The sequence below is a fragment of the Paenibacillus alkaliterrae genome (assembly GCF_021532375.1).
Taxonomy (GTDB): Bacteria; Bacillota; Bacilli; order Paenibacillales; family Paenibacillaceae; genus Pristimantibacillus; species Pristimantibacillus alkaliterrae.
This window is the reverse complement of the sequence record NZ_JAKGAP010000033.1, coordinates 1-18,310: the sequence shown is the minus strand read 5'-3', so window position 1 is coordinate 18,310 and position 18,310 is coordinate 1. Positions and strand designations below refer to the sequence as shown.

The 18,310-nt window shown below is 53.3% G+C and carries 19 protein-coding genes; 6 read left to right on the top strand and 13 right to left on the bottom strand.

Annotated elements, in window-relative coordinates; genetic code table 11:
• Positions 1–361: 361 nt before the first annotated feature.
• Positions 362–742, bottom strand: coding sequence for a DUF3237 family protein (locus L1N85_RS15080; RefSeq protein WP_235239905.1), 381 nt, complete (start codon positions 740–742; stop codon positions 362–364).
• On the bottom strand, positions 729–1,097 hold the full coding sequence (locus L1N85_RS15075) for a hypothetical protein (RefSeq protein ID WP_235239904.1): 369 nt from the start codon (positions 1,095–1,097) through the stop codon (positions 729–731). The genes L1N85_RS15080 and L1N85_RS15075 overlap by 14 nt, the downstream gene beginning before the upstream one ends.
• Before the next feature lie 238 nt (positions 1,098–1,335).
• Between L1N85_RS15075 and ytxJ the strand changes: the two genes are divergently transcribed.
• Complete coding sequence (gene ytxJ / locus L1N85_RS15070) at positions 1,336–1,674, top strand: bacillithiol system redox-active protein YtxJ (protein WP_235239903.1); 339 nt, start codon at positions 1,336–1,338, stop codon at positions 1,672–1,674.
• Positions 1,675–2,034: 360 nt separating this feature from the next.
• Here the strand turns inward: ytxJ and L1N85_RS15065 are convergent, their stop codons facing one another.
• The 8 genes from L1N85_RS15065 to L1N85_RS15030 all read right to left on the bottom strand — a co-directional run bounded on the left by L1N85_RS15065 (position 2,035) and on the right by L1N85_RS15030 (position 9,482).
• A complete protein-coding gene (locus L1N85_RS15065) occupies positions 2,035–2,298 on the bottom strand; it encodes a hypothetical protein (protein WP_235239902.1) in 264 nt (87 codons plus the stop codon).
• Positions 2,288–2,590 (bottom strand): hypothetical protein, encoded by a 303-nt coding sequence (locus tag L1N85_RS15060; protein WP_235239901.1) that lies wholly within the window; start codon positions 2,588–2,590, stop codon positions 2,288–2,290. The genes L1N85_RS15065 and L1N85_RS15060 overlap by 11 nt, the downstream gene beginning before the upstream one ends.
• 40 nt (positions 2,591–2,630) lie before the next feature.
• Entirely contained in the window at positions 2,631–3,815 is a 1,185-nt protein-coding gene (locus L1N85_RS15055) for a pyridoxal-phosphate-dependent aminotransferase family protein (protein WP_235239908.1), read from the bottom strand.
• A 44-nt stretch (positions 3,816–3,859) separates the two neighbouring features.
• Positions 3,860–5,146: an allantoate deiminase gene (gene allC / locus L1N85_RS15050; RefSeq protein ID WP_235239900.1), complete on the bottom strand. Its 1,287-nt coding sequence runs from the start codon at positions 5,144–5,146 to the stop codon at positions 3,860–3,862.
• A gap of 30 nt (positions 5,147–5,176) precedes the next feature.
• Positions 5,177–6,547 carry an allantoinase gene (locus L1N85_RS15045; protein WP_235239899.1) on the bottom strand — a complete coding sequence of 457 codons (1,371 nt, stop codon included), beginning with the start codon at positions 6,545–6,547 and terminating at the stop codon, positions 5,177–5,179.
• A gap of 206 nt (positions 6,548–6,753) precedes the next feature.
• Positions 6,754–7,848, bottom strand: a complete 1,095-nt coding sequence (locus L1N85_RS15040) for an ABC transporter substrate-binding protein (RefSeq protein ID WP_407946434.1) — start codon at positions 7,846–7,848, stop codon at positions 6,754–6,756.
• 87 nt (positions 7,849–7,935) lie between these two features.
• Complete coding sequence (locus tag L1N85_RS15035; RefSeq protein WP_235239897.1) at positions 7,936–8,718, bottom strand: ABC transporter permease; 783 nt, start codon at positions 8,716–8,718, stop codon at positions 7,936–7,938.
• 2 nt (positions 8,719–8,720) lie between these two features.
• Positions 8,721–9,482: an ABC transporter ATP-binding protein gene (locus L1N85_RS15030; protein WP_235239896.1), complete on the bottom strand. Its 762-nt coding sequence runs from the start codon at positions 9,480–9,482 to the stop codon at positions 8,721–8,723.
• Positions 9,483–9,702: 220 nt separating this feature from the next.
• Here L1N85_RS15030 and L1N85_RS15025 point away from each other — a divergent pair, with 220 nt between their 5' ends.
• Positions 9,703–11,373 (top strand): PucR family transcriptional regulator, encoded by a 1,671-nt coding sequence (locus tag L1N85_RS15025; protein WP_235239895.1) that lies wholly within the window; start codon positions 9,703–9,705, stop codon positions 11,371–11,373.
• A gap of 25 nt (positions 11,374–11,398) precedes the next feature.
• Here the strand turns inward: L1N85_RS15025 and L1N85_RS15020 are convergent, their stop codons facing one another.
• Complete coding sequence (locus L1N85_RS15020; RefSeq protein ID WP_235239894.1) at positions 11,399–12,334, bottom strand: YheC/YheD family protein; 936 nt, start codon at positions 12,332–12,334, stop codon at positions 11,399–11,401.
• A 159-nt stretch (positions 12,335–12,493) separates the two neighbouring features.
• Between L1N85_RS15020 and L1N85_RS15015 the strand changes: the two genes are divergently transcribed.
• The 3 genes from L1N85_RS15015 to L1N85_RS15005 are packed head-to-tail and all read left to right on the top strand — an operon-like array spanning position 12,494 to position 15,704.
• Positions 12,494–13,717 carry a phenylacetate--CoA ligase family protein gene (locus tag L1N85_RS15015; RefSeq protein ID WP_235239893.1) on the top strand — a complete coding sequence of 408 codons (1,224 nt, stop codon included), beginning with the start codon at positions 12,494–12,496 and terminating at the stop codon, positions 13,715–13,717.
• Between the two features lie 20 nt (positions 13,718–13,737).
• Positions 13,738–14,703: a 2,3-diaminopropionate biosynthesis protein SbnA gene (gene sbnA / locus L1N85_RS15010; protein WP_235239891.1), complete on the top strand. Its 966-nt coding sequence runs from the start codon at positions 13,738–13,740 to the stop codon at positions 14,701–14,703.
• A gap of 17 nt (positions 14,704–14,720) precedes the next feature.
• Positions 14,721–15,704: a 2,3-diaminopropionate biosynthesis protein SbnB gene (locus L1N85_RS15005; RefSeq protein ID WP_235239889.1), complete on the top strand. Its 984-nt coding sequence runs from the start codon at positions 14,721–14,723 to the stop codon at positions 15,702–15,704.
• Positions 15,705–16,045: 341 nt separating this feature from the next.
• On the opposite strand, the gene L1N85_RS15000 is transcribed toward L1N85_RS15005, so the two are convergent.
• On the bottom strand, positions 16,046–16,414 hold the full coding sequence (locus L1N85_RS15000; RefSeq protein WP_235239887.1) for an IDEAL domain-containing protein: 369 nt from the start codon (positions 16,412–16,414) through the stop codon (positions 16,046–16,048).
• A gap of 416 nt (positions 16,415–16,830) precedes the next feature.
• A complete protein-coding gene (locus L1N85_RS14995; protein WP_235239907.1) occupies positions 16,831–17,067 on the bottom strand; it encodes a DUF6953 family protein in 237 nt (78 codons plus the stop codon).
• An 827-nt stretch (positions 17,068–17,894) separates the two neighbouring features.
• On the opposite strand from L1N85_RS14995, the gene L1N85_RS14990 reads away from it, so the two are divergent.
• The coding region (locus tag L1N85_RS14990; RefSeq protein ID WP_235239906.1) for a GMC family oxidoreductase N-terminal domain-containing protein at positions 17,895–18,310 on the top strand (416 nt) is incomplete at its 3' end.

Here is an 18,310-nt window from a genome sequence, read left to right as displayed (position 1 = left end):
CGCCGATTGCGGCCACTTCTGCCGTATCCGCCAGCTATAGCGCTACTTTTTAGATCTATTTTGTTCATACGAGCCAAAGTGTGCTGAATAGATCTAGTTTTTAGCTCTATTCTGTCAGCCTGGCGCCGATTGCGGCCATTTCCGCCGTACCCGCCAGCTATAGCGCTACTTTTTAGATCTATTTTGTTCATACGAGCTAAAGTGTGCTGATTAGAGCTGATTTTTAGATCTATTCTGTCAGCCTGCCGCCGATTGCGGCCTTTTCTGTCGTATCCGCCAGCTATAGCGCTACTTTTTAGATCTATTTTGTTCATACGAGCCAATATTACAAAAAAAGCCCTCATAGGGGCTAATAAAGCGGCTAACGCGGTTTCAGTCTTTTGTAAATATCAGATGGAAGATGCCTGTGTCCAAAGCCTTTGATCCTTACCGTATGATGATCAACGTTTTGGAAGACGACTCGTAAATCAGCTCGATGCCCCTGCACACGTTGACTTTGAAAATGATAAGAATCCCAGCCGCTATCGTTTTGCTCGAGCTGAGAAGCAGAAACTACCCCGTCGATCAGCTGTGTAATGGCCCTGACTACACTGTTCATACCTTGTACAAAAGTACTGTCTACATTAAATATTAAGGCCATTAATACAACGTCGTCGGCAAGCGCTTCAGGATCCATCTGAAGGCCATTTATTTCTGAAACTCTATCGATCCATTCGAGAATTAACTCATCACTTATCGCCATCTAGTAATCCACGGAGACGCTCCTGCCGATCTAGGAAGCTTTCCTTCGCCTTCCTTGAAAGCTCTTGTCCCGATTCCCAGTTGTTCATATGCTCACGGGCTTCCAACAGTGTTTCCGTTTGTCTGGCTTCAAGCTCTTCTTCTATCATGTCAATATAGCTCATAACCGCACGGAAAGCATCAGGTGTAAGCACCACTGCAGCCGTTTGATTACGATCGAGTATTTGCATAGCGTCGAATTTCTCCAAATCACTTCTCCAAGATGTAGATCTAGCCAATTGCGTAACGGTAATGTGACTATCTAATTGAAATCCGTTACGAACCCTTTCAACCGTCGTCAGCATTTGTTTTGACATAGCTAACACCCCTTTCTTTACCACTATTTACTCACCTCCATATTATCACAGCATTATATGCAAGTACACATTAAATTATGTACTAAAAAACACATAATAATACGTATTAATTCGCCTGACTGGCTCACCTTTCTTCCCCTCATCCTCCTCAAGATGACTTTACTCCGCCAAAAGAGCTATAATGGACATAGTTACTTACCAACTTCTGCCTCGCAGACAAAAAGGAGCGCTAACGAACATGTCCTACAAAGAAATTACGTCCATCGAAGAATGGAATAACGTTTATGAGAACTCATCGGCCCGCCCGCTCGTTGTATTCAAGCACAGCACAACATGCCCGGTCAGCTCGAACGCTTACCAAGAGTTCAACAACTATTTGAACGGCAAGCCGAAGGAAGATGTGGAGTACGTGCTCGTGAAAGTCATCGAGTCGCGTCCCGTCTCGAACCAGATCGCCGAGGACACGTCCGTGAAGCATGAGTCGCCGCAAATCCTTTATATCGACAAAAAGGCTAAAGTATGGACCGCTTCCCACTGGTCGATCACGAAGGCCCACATTTCAGCCGTTCTCGACTAGAGCGACTCAGCTTCGGATCCATAGTTATCGTTGGACCCGACTTGATCAGCGCAGCGATTCATCGAAACGCCCAACTCTTCGCCACAAGGCGGTCGGTTGGGCATTTTTTTTGTTCCAGCTCCCGCTCCCTACTTCTCCGGCTTCAGCCTGCCTTCCGCCAATGTCAGCATTCTGGTGCGATGCTTCCACTTATGGCCGAGGAAAAGGAATCAGTAAACCGATCAGCTCCGTTCCTTGGAACGAGAGCTGATAGTCGATGATCGGTAGGGTAGTAGAAGGTGAACGCCGGTTGGTAGATCCAGAAAAATAAAAAGCAAAGACAAACAGTATTAACTCAACTGTTTCATCTTTGCTCAAAATTTATTCTTCATTGGGGTCAATTCCCCAAAAGATGTAATGGGACATGCCTGTGTTTACCACATTACCAATTAATGTCCAGTAATAGCCATTGAACTCGAAACCCGGGAAATCGGAAACCCCATATGCTTTTTCTTTCGGTTCTTCAGATAAAATGACTATTGTACGTCGAAATACGTTCATCGAATCAACTTTAAATTCTTTCATACGAGCAAGTGCAACTCTTGCATATGAGGTCCATAAAACCTTGTAACCATTACTTTTCATTTCCGACCTCATCCAGCAAGCGAGCAAACTCTTCTTCGCTTTCACTGTATGTGGATATTCCATCTCGACGATCCTTTTGGGCTTGTTGAAGCTGAGTAAGAACACCTTCATCCTTAAAAACCAATGAAGTCATTCTTATCTTTTGTTCTTCCTTTAGTGAAGGCAGACCATCTTTCCTTTTGAGAGTAACACTATAACCGAAGTTTTCCTCTATAAGATGGACTAGATCTTCAAGCTCAACGTACGCTTTATCTTTAAAGCTTTGATTCAGTTGCTCTTTTGAAATAGACATACTAATCACCCACCTTTGAATCATTATACCATAAGCAAGACTAAATCTTATAGCTGTCCATCGCCGCCTGGAGGCCGCGGCCCGCTTCCAGCCGATGGCCGTGCCGGAGCAGCGCAGCTTCGAGTGCCCCAAGCGTGAGAAGCACGTTGCGCTTGCTGCAGCTGTAGCCCATCGTGCCGATGCGCCAGATTTTGCCCTTCAGCGGGCCGAAGGAGCTGGCGATTTCGATGCCGAAATGGTCGAGCAGCATCGCTCTGACCGACTCGCCGTCAATGCCCGCCGGTATTTCGATGCAGGTGACGACGGTCATTTTGCAGGAGGGATCGCCGTATTGGCGAAGGCCCATGGCCTCAAGGCCGGCGACTAAAGCGGCCTCATGCTCGCGATGCCGGGCAAAGCGCGCCTCGAGCCCCTCCTCGAGCACGAGGCGCAGCCCCTCGCGGAGCGCGTACAGCATGGAGGTAGCTTCCGTGTGATGGTTGAGGCGGGCCGGGCTCCAATAATCCTGCAGCTGGCTAAGATCAAGATAGTTGCTCTGGATCGGGCGCAGCAATGGATCATCCTCGCCGTCAGCGAGCAGCAAGCCTCTTTCGATTTTTTTGCGCGCCTGGAGCTTCGCTTCCGCGCGCTTGTTGTACGTAATCGGCGCCATACCCGCCGGAACGGACAAGCATTTCTGCGTGCCGCCAATAACTGCGTCGATGAGCAGACGGTCCGTCGCCAGCTCGATGCCGCCGATCGTAGCAACGGCATCGACCACGAGCAGCGCATCCACCTCCCGGCATACTTGACCCACGCCTTCAAGCGGCTGCATCCGTCCCGTCGATGTCTCGCCGTGGACCATAGCGACGAGCTTCGGCCGGTGCTGCCGAATTGCGTCCTCAAGTTCCGCCAATTCAAACACATAGCCCCACTCCTTCTCCAGCGTCACGACCTCCGCGCCGCAGCGCTTCGCGATCTCGGTCAGCAGGTGGCCGAAGCGGCCATAGACCGGAACCAGCACTTTGTCCCCCGGCTCAATCAGGCCGACAAGCACGGCTTCAATACCGGAACGGGACGTGCCGTCAACCGGAAACGCCCATTCATTATCGGTCATGAACAGCTCTCTGAGCATTCCCATCGTCTCGTTCATCAACGCCGTGAATTCCGGATCAAACTGTCCCAATATCGGAAAAGACATCGCCCGCAGCACGCGTGGATCAACCTCCACAGGTCCCGGCGTCATAATGGTGCGCGGCGACGGCGACAAATCCTTGTAAGTCTTAGCCTTCACAGCTCTTCCCCCTCGTAGCCAAGTCGATAAAGCAGCTCCGTCAACACCAGCACGCCGACCGCGAGATCGCGCGGCTCCGTAAATTCCTCCGGCGAATGCGAAATGCCGCGCCTGCTCGGCACGAACAGCATCGCCGCCTTGCATATATGCTTGAACATTTGGGCGTCATGTCCCGCTCCGCTGACCATTCTCTTCGAAGAAATCGCCATCTGCTTGCACACATCGTCCATCTGCTTCTTTAACCGTTCATCCATCGGAACCGGCTCCTCGCGAAACCACTCCGAGCCATGAATCGCCAATTGCCGTTCGTCCGCCAGCTGAGTAAAGGTCCGTTTGACCCAATCGCAGAAGCTGCCGAGAACTCCTTCATCCGCATGACGCGCATCTACCGTAAACACAACCTTGCCCGGTACGACATTCGGCATATTCGGCAGCACCTGCAGCCTGCCGACGGTCGCCACGAGCGGCGCGCCGAGCTTAACGGCCTCCCTCCGCAGCGCTTGAATCATAACGCTCACCCCTTCGAGCGCATCCTTGCGCATATGCATCGGAGTCGTTCCCGCATGATTCGATTCCCCAACTACCTCGAACTTCAGCCTGCGCTGGCCCGCAATCGTATCGACAACCCCAATAGAGATGCCCTCGGATTCCAGCACGGCTCCCTGCTCGATATGCAGCTCGATGAACGCGCCGATGTCATCCCGCCGGCAATTTCGCCCCATACCTTCGCCAAACCCGCAGCGGTGCATCGCATCCGCGAAGGACATCTCCTGTCCATCCTGCAAATGAACGATTTGCTCAAAATTCCGTTTTCCCGCGATGCTGCCCGAACCCCAATAAGCCATCGGAAACCGGCTTCCTTCCTCCTCGCAAAGCGATACGAGCTCGAGCGTGCGCTTCGGCTTGCCGAACTGCCGCTTCAAATAATCAAGCGCGAGCAAGCCTGCCGCAATGCCGTATGCCCCGTCATATAGACCGCCTTGTACAACCGTATCGATATGGGAGCCAGTTATAATAGAAGGCGCGTCCGCATCCTCGCCTTGTAATTTTCCGAATAAGTTGCCAACCTCGTCAAACTCCGTGACGAGGCCGCAGCCTGACATTTTGACCGCTAACGCCCGCTGCGCTTCCAGCCACGAATCGGAGTAAAGCAGCCGCGTTATGCCGCCGTCTTCGTCCGGGCCAAATGAGGCGAGCCAATGCAGCACCTTCATGATATGCGTCTCAAAATACGTCAATAGCTTCTCCTTCTCCTGCGGATGAGCAAGAACACTTCGCCCCATAGCTGCTTCCCCTCTCTTGTCAGCGCGGATCTAGCGAACCCATCGGCCCCGCTTGCAGTCACTTACGCCTTGGCCTTCCCGGTAAACCTGCTTCCCGCCGAGGTACGTAGCCGTTATTTTGCAGTGCATCGTCTCCCCTATATAAGGACTATGCTTATGGCGTTGATATAATTGTTCCGTTTCCAAAATATAGCGCTTGTTCAGGTCGATCAGAACAAGGTCCGCATCCGCGCCGATTCGAATTTCACCCTTGGCGGCGTCCAGCCCAAAACGTCCCGCCGGCGCGCCGGACAGCAGACGGCTCAGCAGCGGAAGCGGAATGCCGCGCTTCACATGGCCTTCGCCGACAACGAGCTCGACCGAGCTTTGCGCTCCGGCGATTCCGCCCCACGAATCAAAGAAATTGTCGGCCTCCTTCATCGGGGCCGGGCAAGGAGAATGATCGGACGACACCATGTCGATGTCGCCTGCCGCAATCGCCGTCCATAGCTTCTCGCGCTCCGGCTCGTCGCGCAGCGGCGGCGAGCACTTGGCGACCGCGCCCTTCCGGCCCAAATCCGCCGCTGTCAAAGTCAAATAATGAGGACAGGTTTCTACCGTCACATCCATGCCCCGCACGCGGGCAGCGGCGATCGCCTTCACGCCCGCTCCGCTGCTAATATGAACGAAGTGCAGCGCGCAGCCGGTTTGCTCCGCATAGAAGAGCGCGCGGTTAATCGCTTCGAGCTCGGCGATAATCGGCCTGGAGGCTGCGTAATCCGCGGCCGTCAGCCGCCCTTCCGCCCGCATAGCGCCGCCAAGCTTCGCTACGATCGGCTCGCTCTCCGCATGCAGCGCGAGCACCTTGCCAAGGCTTGCGATAATCTTCATCCCTTCGAGCAGCGTATAATCGTCCGCCTCGCGGAAGGCATCCTCGCTCGGATCGCCCGGCGATGACATGAACGCTTTATAGCCGACGACCCCCGCTTCATGCAGCGGTTCCAGCTCATGCAGCTTCCCGGGTACCAGACCGCCCCAGAGCGCATAGTCGACATGCGACCTATTCTTCGCGGCATCAAGCTTCAGCTGCATGGCCGGTACCGTAACCGTCGGCGGAATGCCGTTCAGCGGCATGTCGATATAGGTCGTGCAGCCTCCGGCCGCAAGCGCGGCGGAGCCGCTTTCGAAGCCCTCCCAATCGCCGAGGCCCGGCTCATTCAGATGGACGTGCACGTCAATCATGCCCGCCATAACCGTGAGCCCGTCTGCATCGGCCGTCGTTTCGGCGCTATCAGCGGCGAGCGACTCGCCCAACTGGACGATTCGTCCCGCTTTAATGCCGATATCAAGCACACGCACCTCATCCTTCAGTACGACGCTGCCTTTTTTAATGATCAAATCCAGCTTTTCTCCTCCGCCCATCCAGCTCCCCCGCCTCTCATACTCTCGGACCCTCTATATGACTACTATATGCAGGCAAAACCTCGCTAACCATGAAGCCAGCCTCATGGGCTGGGAGCTTTTTCCTCCCGCCCGATAAACAATCAGGCCGCGGACGATGAGGTCTGCGGCCCGATTGAGCAGCTTCTCTTTCCCGCCTCGCGGCGCAAACGAAGCTCAATTGCCCATTATTTCAGCTCTACCGTAATCAGGCTGGCATCCACTTCCTTCAGCAGGCTAAGGTCGTGGTACGAAGCCGGCACCGGTACCGATTTGATATTGCCGACCGACTTGAGATATTCCCCGACGGCAGGGCCGTTGCTTCCATTCACGTAAGCGTCGCTAACCTCCATCGAATACACGTTGCGGTTCATAATTTCCGTCAGCTCCGCCACTTCCAGATGAAGCTCGGGAGCCAAAATTTTTATCGCTTCCTCGCGATTGTCATTGATGTAGTCCGTTGCTTTCTTCAAAGCGCGAAGGACCGCTTTCAGCGTATTCGGATTTTTCCCGATGAAATCGTCGGAAACCTGGATGGTCGTATGTACGCTCATCCAATTCACGTCGCCCTGCTTTTCAGGCAGCTCGCTCTTCGTGCCGCTGAACAGAAACTTGCCGCCGCCTTGAATCGCCTTTGTTACGAACGGCTCCCATGCCGCCAAGGCGTCGATGTCGCCCTTCTCCAGCGCAACGACCGCGTCGCTTGGCGCCAGGTTGACATATTTGATTTTGCCCGCATCCACGCCAAGCTCTGCAGCCATATTATTAATGGCGATCATCACGTCTGCACCGCTCGGGATGCCGATCGTTTTGCCCTCGAGATCCTTCGCGCTCGTCAGCTCCAGCTTGCTAGAGCCCACTACGGCTTGCGTTCCCGCAATTTGAGCGAGCGGAGCTATGATTTTGACCGGAATGTCTGTCGATTTAAGAATAATATCCATGAAGTTCGTTTGAATGCTGACAGGCGCGCTGCCGCCGGCAACCATCGGACCGATGTCAGGGCCGCTCTCGATGAGCTGGCTCGTTACGTTCAGCCCTTCCTCTTGGAAATAACCCAGCTTATCGGCAATAATTTGCTGCGATGAGATTTGGGCATCGCGGACGCCGACCAGCGTAAGATCGGTCATTTCCAGCTCGGTGGCAGCCTCGGCATTCGACGGCGCATTCGTCGCCGCGTCGCCGCCGGAAGAGGCCGGAGCATAATTATTGATGCCGCAGGCGGCCAGCAGAAACGTTAACGTTAATAATACAACTGATGATGATTTAAACCATTTTCCCGACATTTTCATAGATATTCCCTCCACTTTTTCTCTTTGTCTTCTCTCTTATCCCTCTAGCTTCAAGCGTGCCTGAACGGCCCTACTGCGGCATTACTTCTCGATCGCGTCGCGAAGCCCGCCCTTGCGCCAAACCACGACCCTCCTTTCAACGAGCTTCAATAGGCTGGACAAAAAGCTGTATTCCAAGCCAATCAATATGATGGCGACGAACATATTCGTAATTTTAAAATAGTTTCTGGCGTCGACGATCATATAGCCGAGTCCGGATTGCGCCCCCATCATTTCCGAGACGATGAGAGCGGAGAATGAGAGGCCGAGACTTACCTGCGCGCCAACGAGAAAATTCGGAACGGCCGACGGGAGCATAACTCTCGTGAAAATTTGCCGCTCCGACGCGCCAAGGCTCAGCGCCGAGCGGATCAAGGTCGAAGGGACCGATTTGAAGCCGTCCAGCGTATACACCAGCACCGGTATAAACGTCGTCCATGCGATAAGCAGCACCTTCGGAAACTCGCCGATCCCGAACCAAATAATGAACAACGGCAGCAGCGCGAGCGCCGGGATCGGACCGACCAGGTTGAGTATCGGCGAAAACCATCGCTCTGCCGTCCTAAATTTGCTCATCACGACGCCTAAGCCCACCGCAACAATGCTCCCGATAACAAATCCGAGTAAAATACGAATGGTGCTCGAGACAATACTGTCGGTAATCATACCGGTCTTCGCCAGTTCCCAGCCCTCGGACAGCAGCAGCGTCGGAGCCGGAAGGAAGTTCGGATTAAAAAACTTCGCCGTTCCATTCACTCTGGAGAATAGCTCCCAGACCACAAAGAACAGCAGCGACGGAAGAATGTTGTATTTATGCCAGTTCATGATTACAATCCCGCCTTTGCCGGGGCGAGCTCCAGATGATCTTCATCCATGAGAACCCGCTCGATTCTGCTCATCATCTCGCCGAAGCCCGCCGATTGGGACGTACGCGGATGCTTAATGCCTACCTCGAAAATTCGGGCGATTTCCCCGTGCTTCATAACAACTACGCGGTCCGCCAAGTAAACGGCCTCGCTAATGCTGTGCGTGACGAACAGGATGGTCGGCTTCAGCCGGCTGCAAATCTTCTGAAGCTCTACCCGCATCGTCTCCCGCGTCAATACGTCCAGCGCGCCGAATGGCTCATCCATGAGCAAAATATCCGGCCGGCTCGCAAGCGCCCTGGCAATGCCGACGCGCTGCTTCATCCCGCCGGACAGCTCGCCCGGATAATGGGAAGCATACGCCTCAAGCCCGACCAGCTTCAGAAATTCCTTCGCCGTTTCCTTCGCCTGCGCCTTCGGCATCTTCTGCACCTCAGGTCCGAACGAGATATTGTCAAGCACGGTCATCCAAGGAAACAACGCATGATCCTGGAACACCATGCCGCGCGACTTCGACGGGCCCTTGACCGCTTCTCCGTCTACCGTAATGCTGCCGTCATCGGGCAAGAGATAACCTGCAATCATATTCAATAACGTCGATTTGCCGCATCCGCTATGGCCTAATATACAAATGAACTCGTGCGAGTGAACGGTAAGATCTACATGCTTGAGTATTGTTCTGCTTCCAAAGCTTTTACCGACTTGACGCACTTCTAATTTCATTTTCCCAGCCCCAATCCATTCTTATGTTAGATTAACTTACATGTATCGGCGATGTATAGCTACATCATAAACGGATTTCATTGCATTGTCATTGTGCACAGCAGCTAAAAATATCCCCTTGTCATTGAATATCTTATACAAACGTACGTTTACACCCATCAAATCGAGTGGTATATTTATGTCATATTAACTAACACATTAAGTAAGGAGTGATGTCGTTTTGCTGCTCAAGGAGCTCATTTCTCTCCCTATTTACGCGAATGCAAAAGTAGTTGCCGGTCACGGCGGTATGACAAATAGCGTCCAATCGGTCAACATCATGGACGCACCGGATATCATTCACTATTTGAAGCCGCAGGAGCTGCTTCTGACGACGGGCTACGCGATGAAGGATCAGCCTGGGGCGCTGCTTTCTCTCGTCACGAATATGGCCGGCGTCGGCTGCGCGGGACTGGCCATTAAGACAAAGCGCTTCCTGCAGAAGGTGCCGGAGGATGTCATACGCCGTGCGGAAGAGCTGCAATTCCCGATTATCGAGCTTTCCCTGGAGCAATCGCTTGGCGATATTTCCAACAATTCGCTCAGCCACATCTTGGAGAAACGAACGGATGAACTGCATTACGCGCTCTCAACGCATAAGCAATTTTCCCAAATGATCATGCAGGGCAAGAGCACGCAGGATGTCGTCGAGGCGCTGGCTCAGCTCATCGATTCGCCGGTCATTCTCTTGAACCGGCACTCGGAGCCGCTCTTTCGGTCAAGCACCATGACGGAGCCGCTTCACGGGAACCTGCTTTCGCAGCTGCAAGCCGGACTCGCGGGAACCTCCTCCTCCAGTTCGCTTACAATCCCGCTAACGTCCAAGCTGCGCGCGCTTATGTCTTATTCTGCAGCGGAACTGCATCCGATCGTCACCTTTCAGCCGGAGGGCTTTCTAATCGCCTTAACCAGCGATATCAGCAGGCAGCTCAGCAATCTGACCAAGCACGCGATGGAGCAAGCGGCTAACGTCATCGGACTCGAACTCATGAAGAAGCAAGCGGTCAAGGAACGGTCCCGCCGGTACAAAAACGAATTTTTCTCCGACTTTGTCGACGGGCTCATTACCTCCGAGCAAGAGCTCATGCATCGCAGCAAAAACTACGGGCTGCTGGGCCACCCCGTCTACTTTAGCGCTGTCGCCAAGCGCGACACGTCCTTCGACATGCTTCGCACATCCCATGCGATTGAATCCGACGGCCGCTTCATCTCCGAGCGCGACCGCCACTACAACGTGCTGAAGAGCGAGTTCTCGCGGCTGGACCTGAAGTTTGTGCTGTTTACGAAGAACGAATATTTCTGTTTCCTTATCGCCTTGCACTCGAATCAGGAGGTTGCCGAGGGCAAAGAAAGCAAGTTTATCGAGCAGCTAAAGCTTATGGTCGGCAATCTTAGCGAAATGCACGGCATTCCAATTTCCATCGGCATCGGAAATCCGGTATCCCAGCTTTCCGACATTCCTTTGTCCTATAAGGAGGCCGTCGAGGCGCTGCAGTCCGGCTACGATGCACGCAAGCAGCAGTTCATACAGCCGTATCGGGCCAAAAACTTCAATAACCTGCTGAGGCTGATTCCGAAGGAGGAGCTTAGGGAGTATTACGAGGAAACGTTCAAGGATTTGCTCACCGTAGACGGAAAAGAGCGCACTGACCTGCTCAAAACGCTCAGCACGTTCTACGATACGCACTGCCAGCTGGCGGAGACGGCCAAGCAGCTGTTCGTCCACCGCAATACCGTAACCTACCGGCTGGAAAAATGCGCAAGGCTCACCGGCCGCGATCTCCGCGATCCCGTCGAGAGCCTCCGCTTCCGCACCGCTTTTTCGATGGAGCCTTTGTTGTTGGCTGATTAGAGCTTTTCGCATTTTCGGACCAGGACTACAGCCCCCGCTTCGCCTTGGTGCAGTTCAAGCGGTACGTCTTGCCGTAACCCTTGCCGTACCGGATGATCCGGCGGAGCATCGACTGGTCGGGCAGCAGCGTGAACGGGCATGGATCGGGTATGGTGTTCACCTCGAGAATCCACGGCTTCAGCTTACGGTCGATTGCGAGATCCAAGCCGATTTCCACGATCCACGGATATGCGCGGTGCAGACGCTTAACCGTATCGATACCGAGCCGGTCCATCCGTTTCAGCATAAGCCGGCGCTTGCCGGCGGACGCGTATTTCTTCAGCAAATAGGCTGTCGGGTAAATGCTGCCGCCCTGGCTTCCGTTCGTCACGATTTTTCGCGGATGGGCGGCACGGCCGACTGTCCCGGTCGCCGCCCAGCCGCCGCGGGGAGCGCGCTGCACGACGAGGCGAATGTCAAACGGCCGGCCCTTATGCTTCAGCAAACGGATCCCCTTTTGCACGATATACCGCTCCCCCTTCGTATCTTTCAGGAGCGACCGATAAAACGCTTTATAAGACAAAAAAGCCGATTTCCGCTCCCCAAGCTGGTAAGCATAGCTCCGCTTCGCACTTCCCCCGCTTCCCGGCCCGCCCATTTCCGCTTTCATGACGCCGCGTCCAAGCGAGCCGCGAGCAGGCTTGACGTACACCATCCCATATTGCCGCAGCATGGTCCGCAAGCTGTCCTTTGTCAGTTTTTTCGTCATTGGGATGTGTTTCCGCAGCTTCCGGTCCGCCCAGAGAACGAGCGTCTTAGCCCACTTGTCCGAAATTCGGCGCTTCCTCCTGCCTTCGGCTGCCCCCAAGCTGTTTTTGCTGCTTGCACTCATCGTTCTCTTCGTCTGCTTCACGGTTTTCCCGCTCTTCATCATTCGCACTCTCTTCTTACCCGCCGCTTTCTGCCCGTTCTTCCCTCTCAAGCTATCCCTCCGCTCCGATCCGGTTTTCCTATTAGCATACGAAGCCGCCGCAAAATGGATTTAGGCCGCTGTCGTCATAAGCTGAACCAGCAGGATTTGGCGACATATGCTTAAGTAACCTTTCCATCCGAGTGATTATCCCTAGGAGGCTTAGACCGCATGGTGAGCTTAATTGCGCTTCAGCAGCATATCGATCGTATTTGCCGCTTTCACCCTTGGTACGGCGTGTTGCTAAAGAAGAAGGGAATCCATCCTCCGTACCGTACGGAGCTTACCGAGCTGCCGTTTTTGACGGCGGACATCCTGGACGCCTTTTATTTCACGCCGGAGCCGAGGACCGAAGCCGGCCTCTCCGTATACAAAACCTCAGGTACCTCATCCGGCATTCGCAAGGCGATTTATTATTCCGGGGAGGACGACGAGTGCTATATCGCAAGCAAGACGGCCTGCTTTCGGGAGTGGCTTGAGAGCGGCAAGTACCCTGTAAAAAAAGCATTAGCGGATATGGGAACGGGCCATGCGGCCGGTACCGCGCAGACGATCTTCGAGCGCCTTGGGCTTCAGGCGGAATCGTTATCCTTCGCTTTGCCAGTCAGCGAGCATGTCCGGCGGCTCTCGTCCTTCCAGCCGGAGCTGCTCTATACGATGCCGTCCATATTGGACGCTATCGTTGCCGCCGAGCCGGAACCGCGGAAGTTCGGCATTCGGAAAATCATACTCGTCGGCGAAATCGCGACGCCGCAGTGGCAGGCTAACGTCGCTGAACGATTCGGTATCGGACCGGACGATATTTTGGACACGTATGGCTCGATTGAGATCGGCGCTATCGCCTCCTACTCGCATGAGCTTGGCCTGTACGTCTTGGCGGAAGGCATTCATGGAGAGGCCGTTCCAGCCGAGCAGATCGATCCCCGGTTTGAACCGCTGCAGCGGAACGAAGCCGTGCTCGTGCTTACGTCTTACGTGCGCACCCTGTTTCCCGCCATGCGCTATGTCACTTATGATGTGGTGCGGGGTTTTCAAACGATTGAGGTCGGCGGCAGGCAAAGGCAATGCTTCTCCTGCCTTTCGAAACGAATTGGCAACGAGCTGAAGCATGGCGAGAAGATCAGCTTATATGACATCGAGAGCGTCGTTCACCAGTTCGTGAAGGATGCGGAGCTCCGCGTCCGGCTGCGTGACAACAAGCTGTCCGTTCATATTCGAAGCAAATGGTTAGAAGATTCGATGCTTGTTCATATTCAGCATGCGATCGAGCATAAAATAGCCGAGATCGGACAAATGATTCAAAACCGCATGCTCGCCGGCATTGTAGTAACACGTGCAGCGGAGAATGAGCAGCTGGAGCGCGGGGCGGTGAAGTCGAAAAAACTGTATTTTTGAGAGGTGAGGTGCTGCGTCCTGTGGAAAAACATTTATTGTCTATGATCGGCAATACGCCGCTCGTTCAGCTGACGAGGCTGTTTGCGGGCGAGCGCGAGCGCGGCATCAAGGTTTATGGCAAACTGGAGCTGCTTAATCCGAACGGCAGCGCAAAGGACCGCTCCGCAGCGCGCATCATAACCGCGGCTTGGGACGAGGGCCTGATCGGGCCCGGCTCCGTCATTGTAGAGTCCAGCTCAGGAAATATGGCCATTAGCCTGGCGGCCATCTGCTCCTATCTCGGCATGCGTTTCATTAGCGTGATCGATCCGAAGACGACGAAGCAGAACATTCGAATCATGCGGACGTACGGAGCGGAGATCGAGCTCGTAGAGGAAGCGGACGCGGAGACCGGGGAGTTTTTGCCTGCCAGATTACACCGCGTGCAGCAGCTATTAGGACGTATTCCAAACAGTTTCTGGCCGAATCAATATGCCAACGCGAACAACTACTTATCTCATTACGAGGGAACGATGCGGGAAATCGCGGAGGAGCTGGGGCGTGTCGACTATGTAGTAGGCGGAGTCAGCACCTGCGGCACGATGTTAGGCTGCGCCAAATATGTGCAGGACCACGGACTTGCTGCGAAGATAGTCGCCGTCGATGCGGCAGGGAGCGTTATATTCGGAGGGGCGAAGGGGAGTCGGTTATTTCCCGGTCTCGGAACCGGCATCGTGCCCCCGTTCGGCGAGACCCGGTTTATGGATTATGCCATTAACGTAGCCGACCGGGATATGGTCGCCGGCTGCAGATGGCTCGTGAGACAGGAGTCTATCCTGGCGGGCCCTTCTTCCGGTGCAGTTATCTTCGCCTTGAAGTCGATCGAGCATGAGCTGCCCGATGGCTCCGTATGCGTTGTCATCCTGCATGACCGCGGCGAGCGTTATATGGATACGGTGTATTGCGATGAATGGGTAGAGGAGCAATTCGGGAAAGACATTTTATAATCGGGAGGACAGTGGCCGTGCTATATCTCGGTGATGAACATATTCGCAGGATCGGACTGCATTGGGCGGAGCTTGTCGACAGCGTGGAGGTTGCGGTGCAGGTCATGGATTCTGGCGATTATGCGCAGCCGCTGAAGCCTTACTTACGCTACAAGCATCCGCAAAATCGGATCATTGCCATGCCCGCCTACGTCGGCGGCCCCGTGCAAACCGCCGGCATCAAATGGATCGCCAGCTTCCCGGGCAATCTCGATGCCGGCTTGCCGCGCGCGCACAGCATTACGCTGCTGAATAATGCCGATACCGGCCTGCCATACGCGATGCTTAACACACCGATGCCCAGCGCCGCCCGCACGGCTGCGGTCAGCGGCCTGCTCATCCGCCATTACTTAAAAGCTCATGGCGCAGCGCGGCGCTTCCGGCTCGGCATTATCGGCTTTGGCCCAGTGGGGCGGCTTCACTATGACATGTGCTGCAGGCTGTATGGCGACCGGTTGGATCGGGTTTACCTCTACGATATTCGCGGCCCCGAGCTGAACTTTCCGGAGCTTGCAGGCATCGACTCTGACTTGCGCAACCGCACGAAGCTTGCGGACAGCTGGCAGGAGCTGTACGAGGAATGCAATCTGGTCATCACCTGTACAGTGAGCAATCGGCGCTATATCGATGCGGCGCCGGCAGCCGGCAGCCTGCTGCTCGACGTATCGCTGCGGGACTACGAGGCCGCCGCAATCGCCGGCATCCGGGCGATTATTGTCGATGATTGGGATGAGGTTTGCCGCGAAAATACCGACATCGAGCGGCTGCACCGGGAGTACGGCCTCAAGAAGGCGGGGACCAGCTCATTGGCGGATGTCGTTTGCCGAAGCGCCTTGGCGGCTTATCCGCCGGAGGAGCCCGTTTTATTTTGCCCCATGGGTATGGCGGTGTTCGATATGGCGGTTGCTCATTATTTAGTCACGCGTGCGGAGGCGCTCGGGATCGGGATCAAGCTTAAGTAAGGGAGCGCGTCATTTGATGGACGGGCGATGCACAATAGAGCTAATTTCTAGCTCTAAATTTACGATTTGGGTTAGTTTGGAGGAATTAGAGCTGGTTTTTAGCTCTATTTCAGATCCGTGGGGTGTTTGAGCTCTGTTTGATGGAAGGGCGCTGCACAATAGAGCTAATTTCTAGCTCTAAATTTACGATTTGGGTTAGTTTGGAGGAATTAGAGCTGGTTTTTAGCTCTATTTCAGATCCGTGGGGCGTTTGAGCTCTGTTTGATGGCGGATGACGCAAAATAGAGGCTGCCCCCAAAGTCAGGTTCACTTCGGGGCAGCCTCTTCGTCTTTATTTATTATCAAGCGGATTTACCCAGCCGGTTTCTGAGCGCTAAATAGACCCTCGATTGGGCATCCGCTTCGGATGCAGCCAGTTCCTTCGATTTCAGCGATTCCGTCAGCTCCATAAACCAAGCCTCATCCCATGTGGCTAAAGCCAAATCGATTAAATTTTGGACAAGCTGGGCATCCTCTAACGCAGTGTCGGGTACTCGTTTAATCCAAGACGCTCGAACGGCAACGATATGGCCGACTCTCTCTTCGTTATCCGATTTCACGACATTGACGGTTACGATTCCTTGCAAAATATCAATCGTTTCAATAAACCCGTGAATGAGCTCGCCATCCTTAGTTTTTCCCTGCACCCAGTCGCTTGTGTTAAATTTCATCTCCTGCACCACCTATCCCTATAATATGATCATCCGCTTAACTGTAACTTAATTAAATACATTTGCTTTAAAAAAGTAGACGTTTCACATTCTCTAGAACATGCCGTCTTTCCTTTTGCTTACTGTAAGTTTAATAGTTACAGTTGCTTTTGTCAAGTTTTCCACAATAATTGGACATTATTCTAACGGAAAAAGCTGCTTTTTTGATACAATGAGAATGTTACATAAGTTAAGGGAGGAACGTGAAATGGTGGATTTGTCAGAGGTTAATTATTTGGCCGTACTCATCGCAACCATCATCTCGTGTCGTATGCGGTCGCCGGTCTCATTATTGGCGGAATGCAATAGCATAGCGGCGTAATTAGCGGCGAAAATGGGCGTAATCCGCTCATTTTTACCGCTTTTTTTGCCGGGTTTTAGCTCCAGCCCCAGAAGAAGCCGTCGCGTTCCCATGCCGCTTTGCCGCGGTGAAGCTTGCGGAACGCCTTTTTCACTTCTTTGTCGATCGATGCGTTGCCATGTTCATTCACATAAATGAACGACTCGCCGAAATGACTCTTAATATGCTCAACGGCAGCGGCTTGATGCAAAATCCCCTTATCCTTCACTTCATGAAGCATCCACTCTGCAACCTCATCCGCCGTATGTGAAATAACGCTCACCTCTCTCCTTCAATAAACGTTGTTACTATAGCATACTTAACCGCCTATCTACAATTCCAGTTTCAGAATACATGCCGATTCTTTATCATCAATCTACGGGGCTATGTTTACTTGCCGCGTCCATCGGTTAGGTCTATGCTTCGTTCAATGAGAACACATTGAATTTATATTCGTGAAATGGGGTGGGACTTTCAAAGCTTATGTTTCTAGTGCCGGGGACACGCTGATCAAAATTGCCCAAAAATACAACGTTTCTTTGAGTGACATCCTCATCACCAACCCGCATATTTCCCAACCGGATGCAACCCTTACCGGACAATACATAAATATTCCGGATTCATCCATACATCACCATACTCATACTTCCATCCCTTCTTGTCCCCCGCTTGTTCCGCCGCAAATAATCGACACCTGGGTTCCGCTCACACCACTGTCAGACATGGAAAAGAACGAATACGATGTTCTGATCATCGGGACGGGAGCCGGAGGCAGTGCAGTACTTTGGAGACTATGCGATCGCCTGCGAAAAAGCGGAAAACGGATCGGCATCATTGAACGGGGAAATTTGTCAATACCGACACATGCTTATAACGTTCCTACATTAGGGGGGTGGGGGCGTATGTTGGAATATTGGCTAAATCCTAAAATATCCAAACTAATTGGAAACTCCCTCCCTGAATTTCCGGGTGCTGTCGAAACCTTCACATTGGGCGGGAGAACTCTCTTTTGGTCGGGCACATCGCCTCGTTTACCTCCGTCCGAATTTCTCCACTGGCCCATCTCATACAAAGAGCTGGAAGCGTTCATTCGATTTGGCTGTGAACGCCAGAGCGGTACGAATCGCGGCAGATCGAGGAAAAGTCGCCGGGATCGAGGTCATGACGCCGGATCGAAAGACGTTTTTTCTTAAGGCCAAGACGGTAGTCGTGTCCGCAAGTACGTTCGAAACCCCGCGTCTTCTGCTTTATTCGGGAATTCCGGGAAACGCGATCGGTCATTATTTGACGAATCATTCATTTCTGCGAGTTCACGGGACCCTGATCCAGCCGAACCAAGTTGCCCAAGATGGGTTCATATTGATTCCTCAGACGGAATCCCGACCCTATGAGTTTCAAATCAGTGAACTACCCCTACTTAATACGCTTGAAGTAGGGGCTTCCTGGTCAATATCTCTACAGAGACAAGTTTCCCCAGGCTCAAAAGGTGGAACCCACCTCTGCTTTTGCGGCCTAAC

Bases quoted from the DNA above. Each gene is read 5' to 3' on its own strand.
- L1N85_RS15080 (WP_235239905.1), bottom strand. From the start codon at position 742: ATGGCGATAAGTGATGAGTTAATTCTCGAATGGATCGATAGAGTTTCA.
- L1N85_RS15075 (WP_235239904.1), bottom strand. From the start codon at position 1,097: ATGTCAAAACAAATGCTGACGACGGTTGAAAGGGTTCGTAACGGATTT.
- ytxJ (WP_235239903.1), top strand. From the start codon at position 1,336: ATGTCCTACAAAGAAATTACGTCCATCGAAGAATGGAATAACGTTTAT.
- L1N85_RS15065 (WP_235239902.1), bottom strand. From the start codon at position 2,298: ATGAAAAGTAATGGTTACAAGGTTTTATGGACCTCATATGCAAGAGTT.
- L1N85_RS15060 (WP_235239901.1), bottom strand. From the start codon at position 2,590: ATGTCTATTTCAAAAGAGCAACTGAATCAAAGCTTTAAAGATAAAGCG.
- L1N85_RS15055 (WP_235239908.1), bottom strand. From the start codon at position 3,815: ATGACGCCGGGACCTGTGGAGGTTGATCCACGCGTGCTGCGGGCGATG.
- allC (WP_235239900.1), bottom strand. From the start codon at position 5,146: ATGGGGCGAAGTGTTCTTGCTCATCCGCAGGAGAAGGAGAAGCTATTG.
- L1N85_RS15045 (WP_235239899.1), bottom strand. From the start codon at position 6,547: ATGGGCGGAGGAGAAAAGCTGGATTTGATCATTAAAAAAGGCAGCGTC.
- L1N85_RS15040 (WP_407946434.1), bottom strand. From the start codon at position 7,848: ATGTCGGGAAAATGGTTTAAATCATCATCAGTTGTATTATTAACGTTA.
- L1N85_RS15035 (WP_235239897.1), bottom strand. From the start codon at position 8,718: ATGAACTGGCATAAATACAACATTCTTCCGTCGCTGCTGTTCTTTGTG.
- L1N85_RS15030 (WP_235239896.1), bottom strand. From the start codon at position 9,482: ATGAAATTAGAAGTGCGTCAAGTCGGTAAAAGCTTTGGAAGCAGAACA.
- L1N85_RS15015 (WP_235239893.1), top strand. From the start codon at position 12,494: ATGGTGAGCTTAATTGCGCTTCAGCAGCATATCGATCGTATTTGCCGC.
- L1N85_RS15000 (WP_235239887.1), bottom strand. From the start codon at position 16,414: ATGAAATTTAACACAAGCGACTGGGTGCAGGGAAAAACTAAGGATGGC.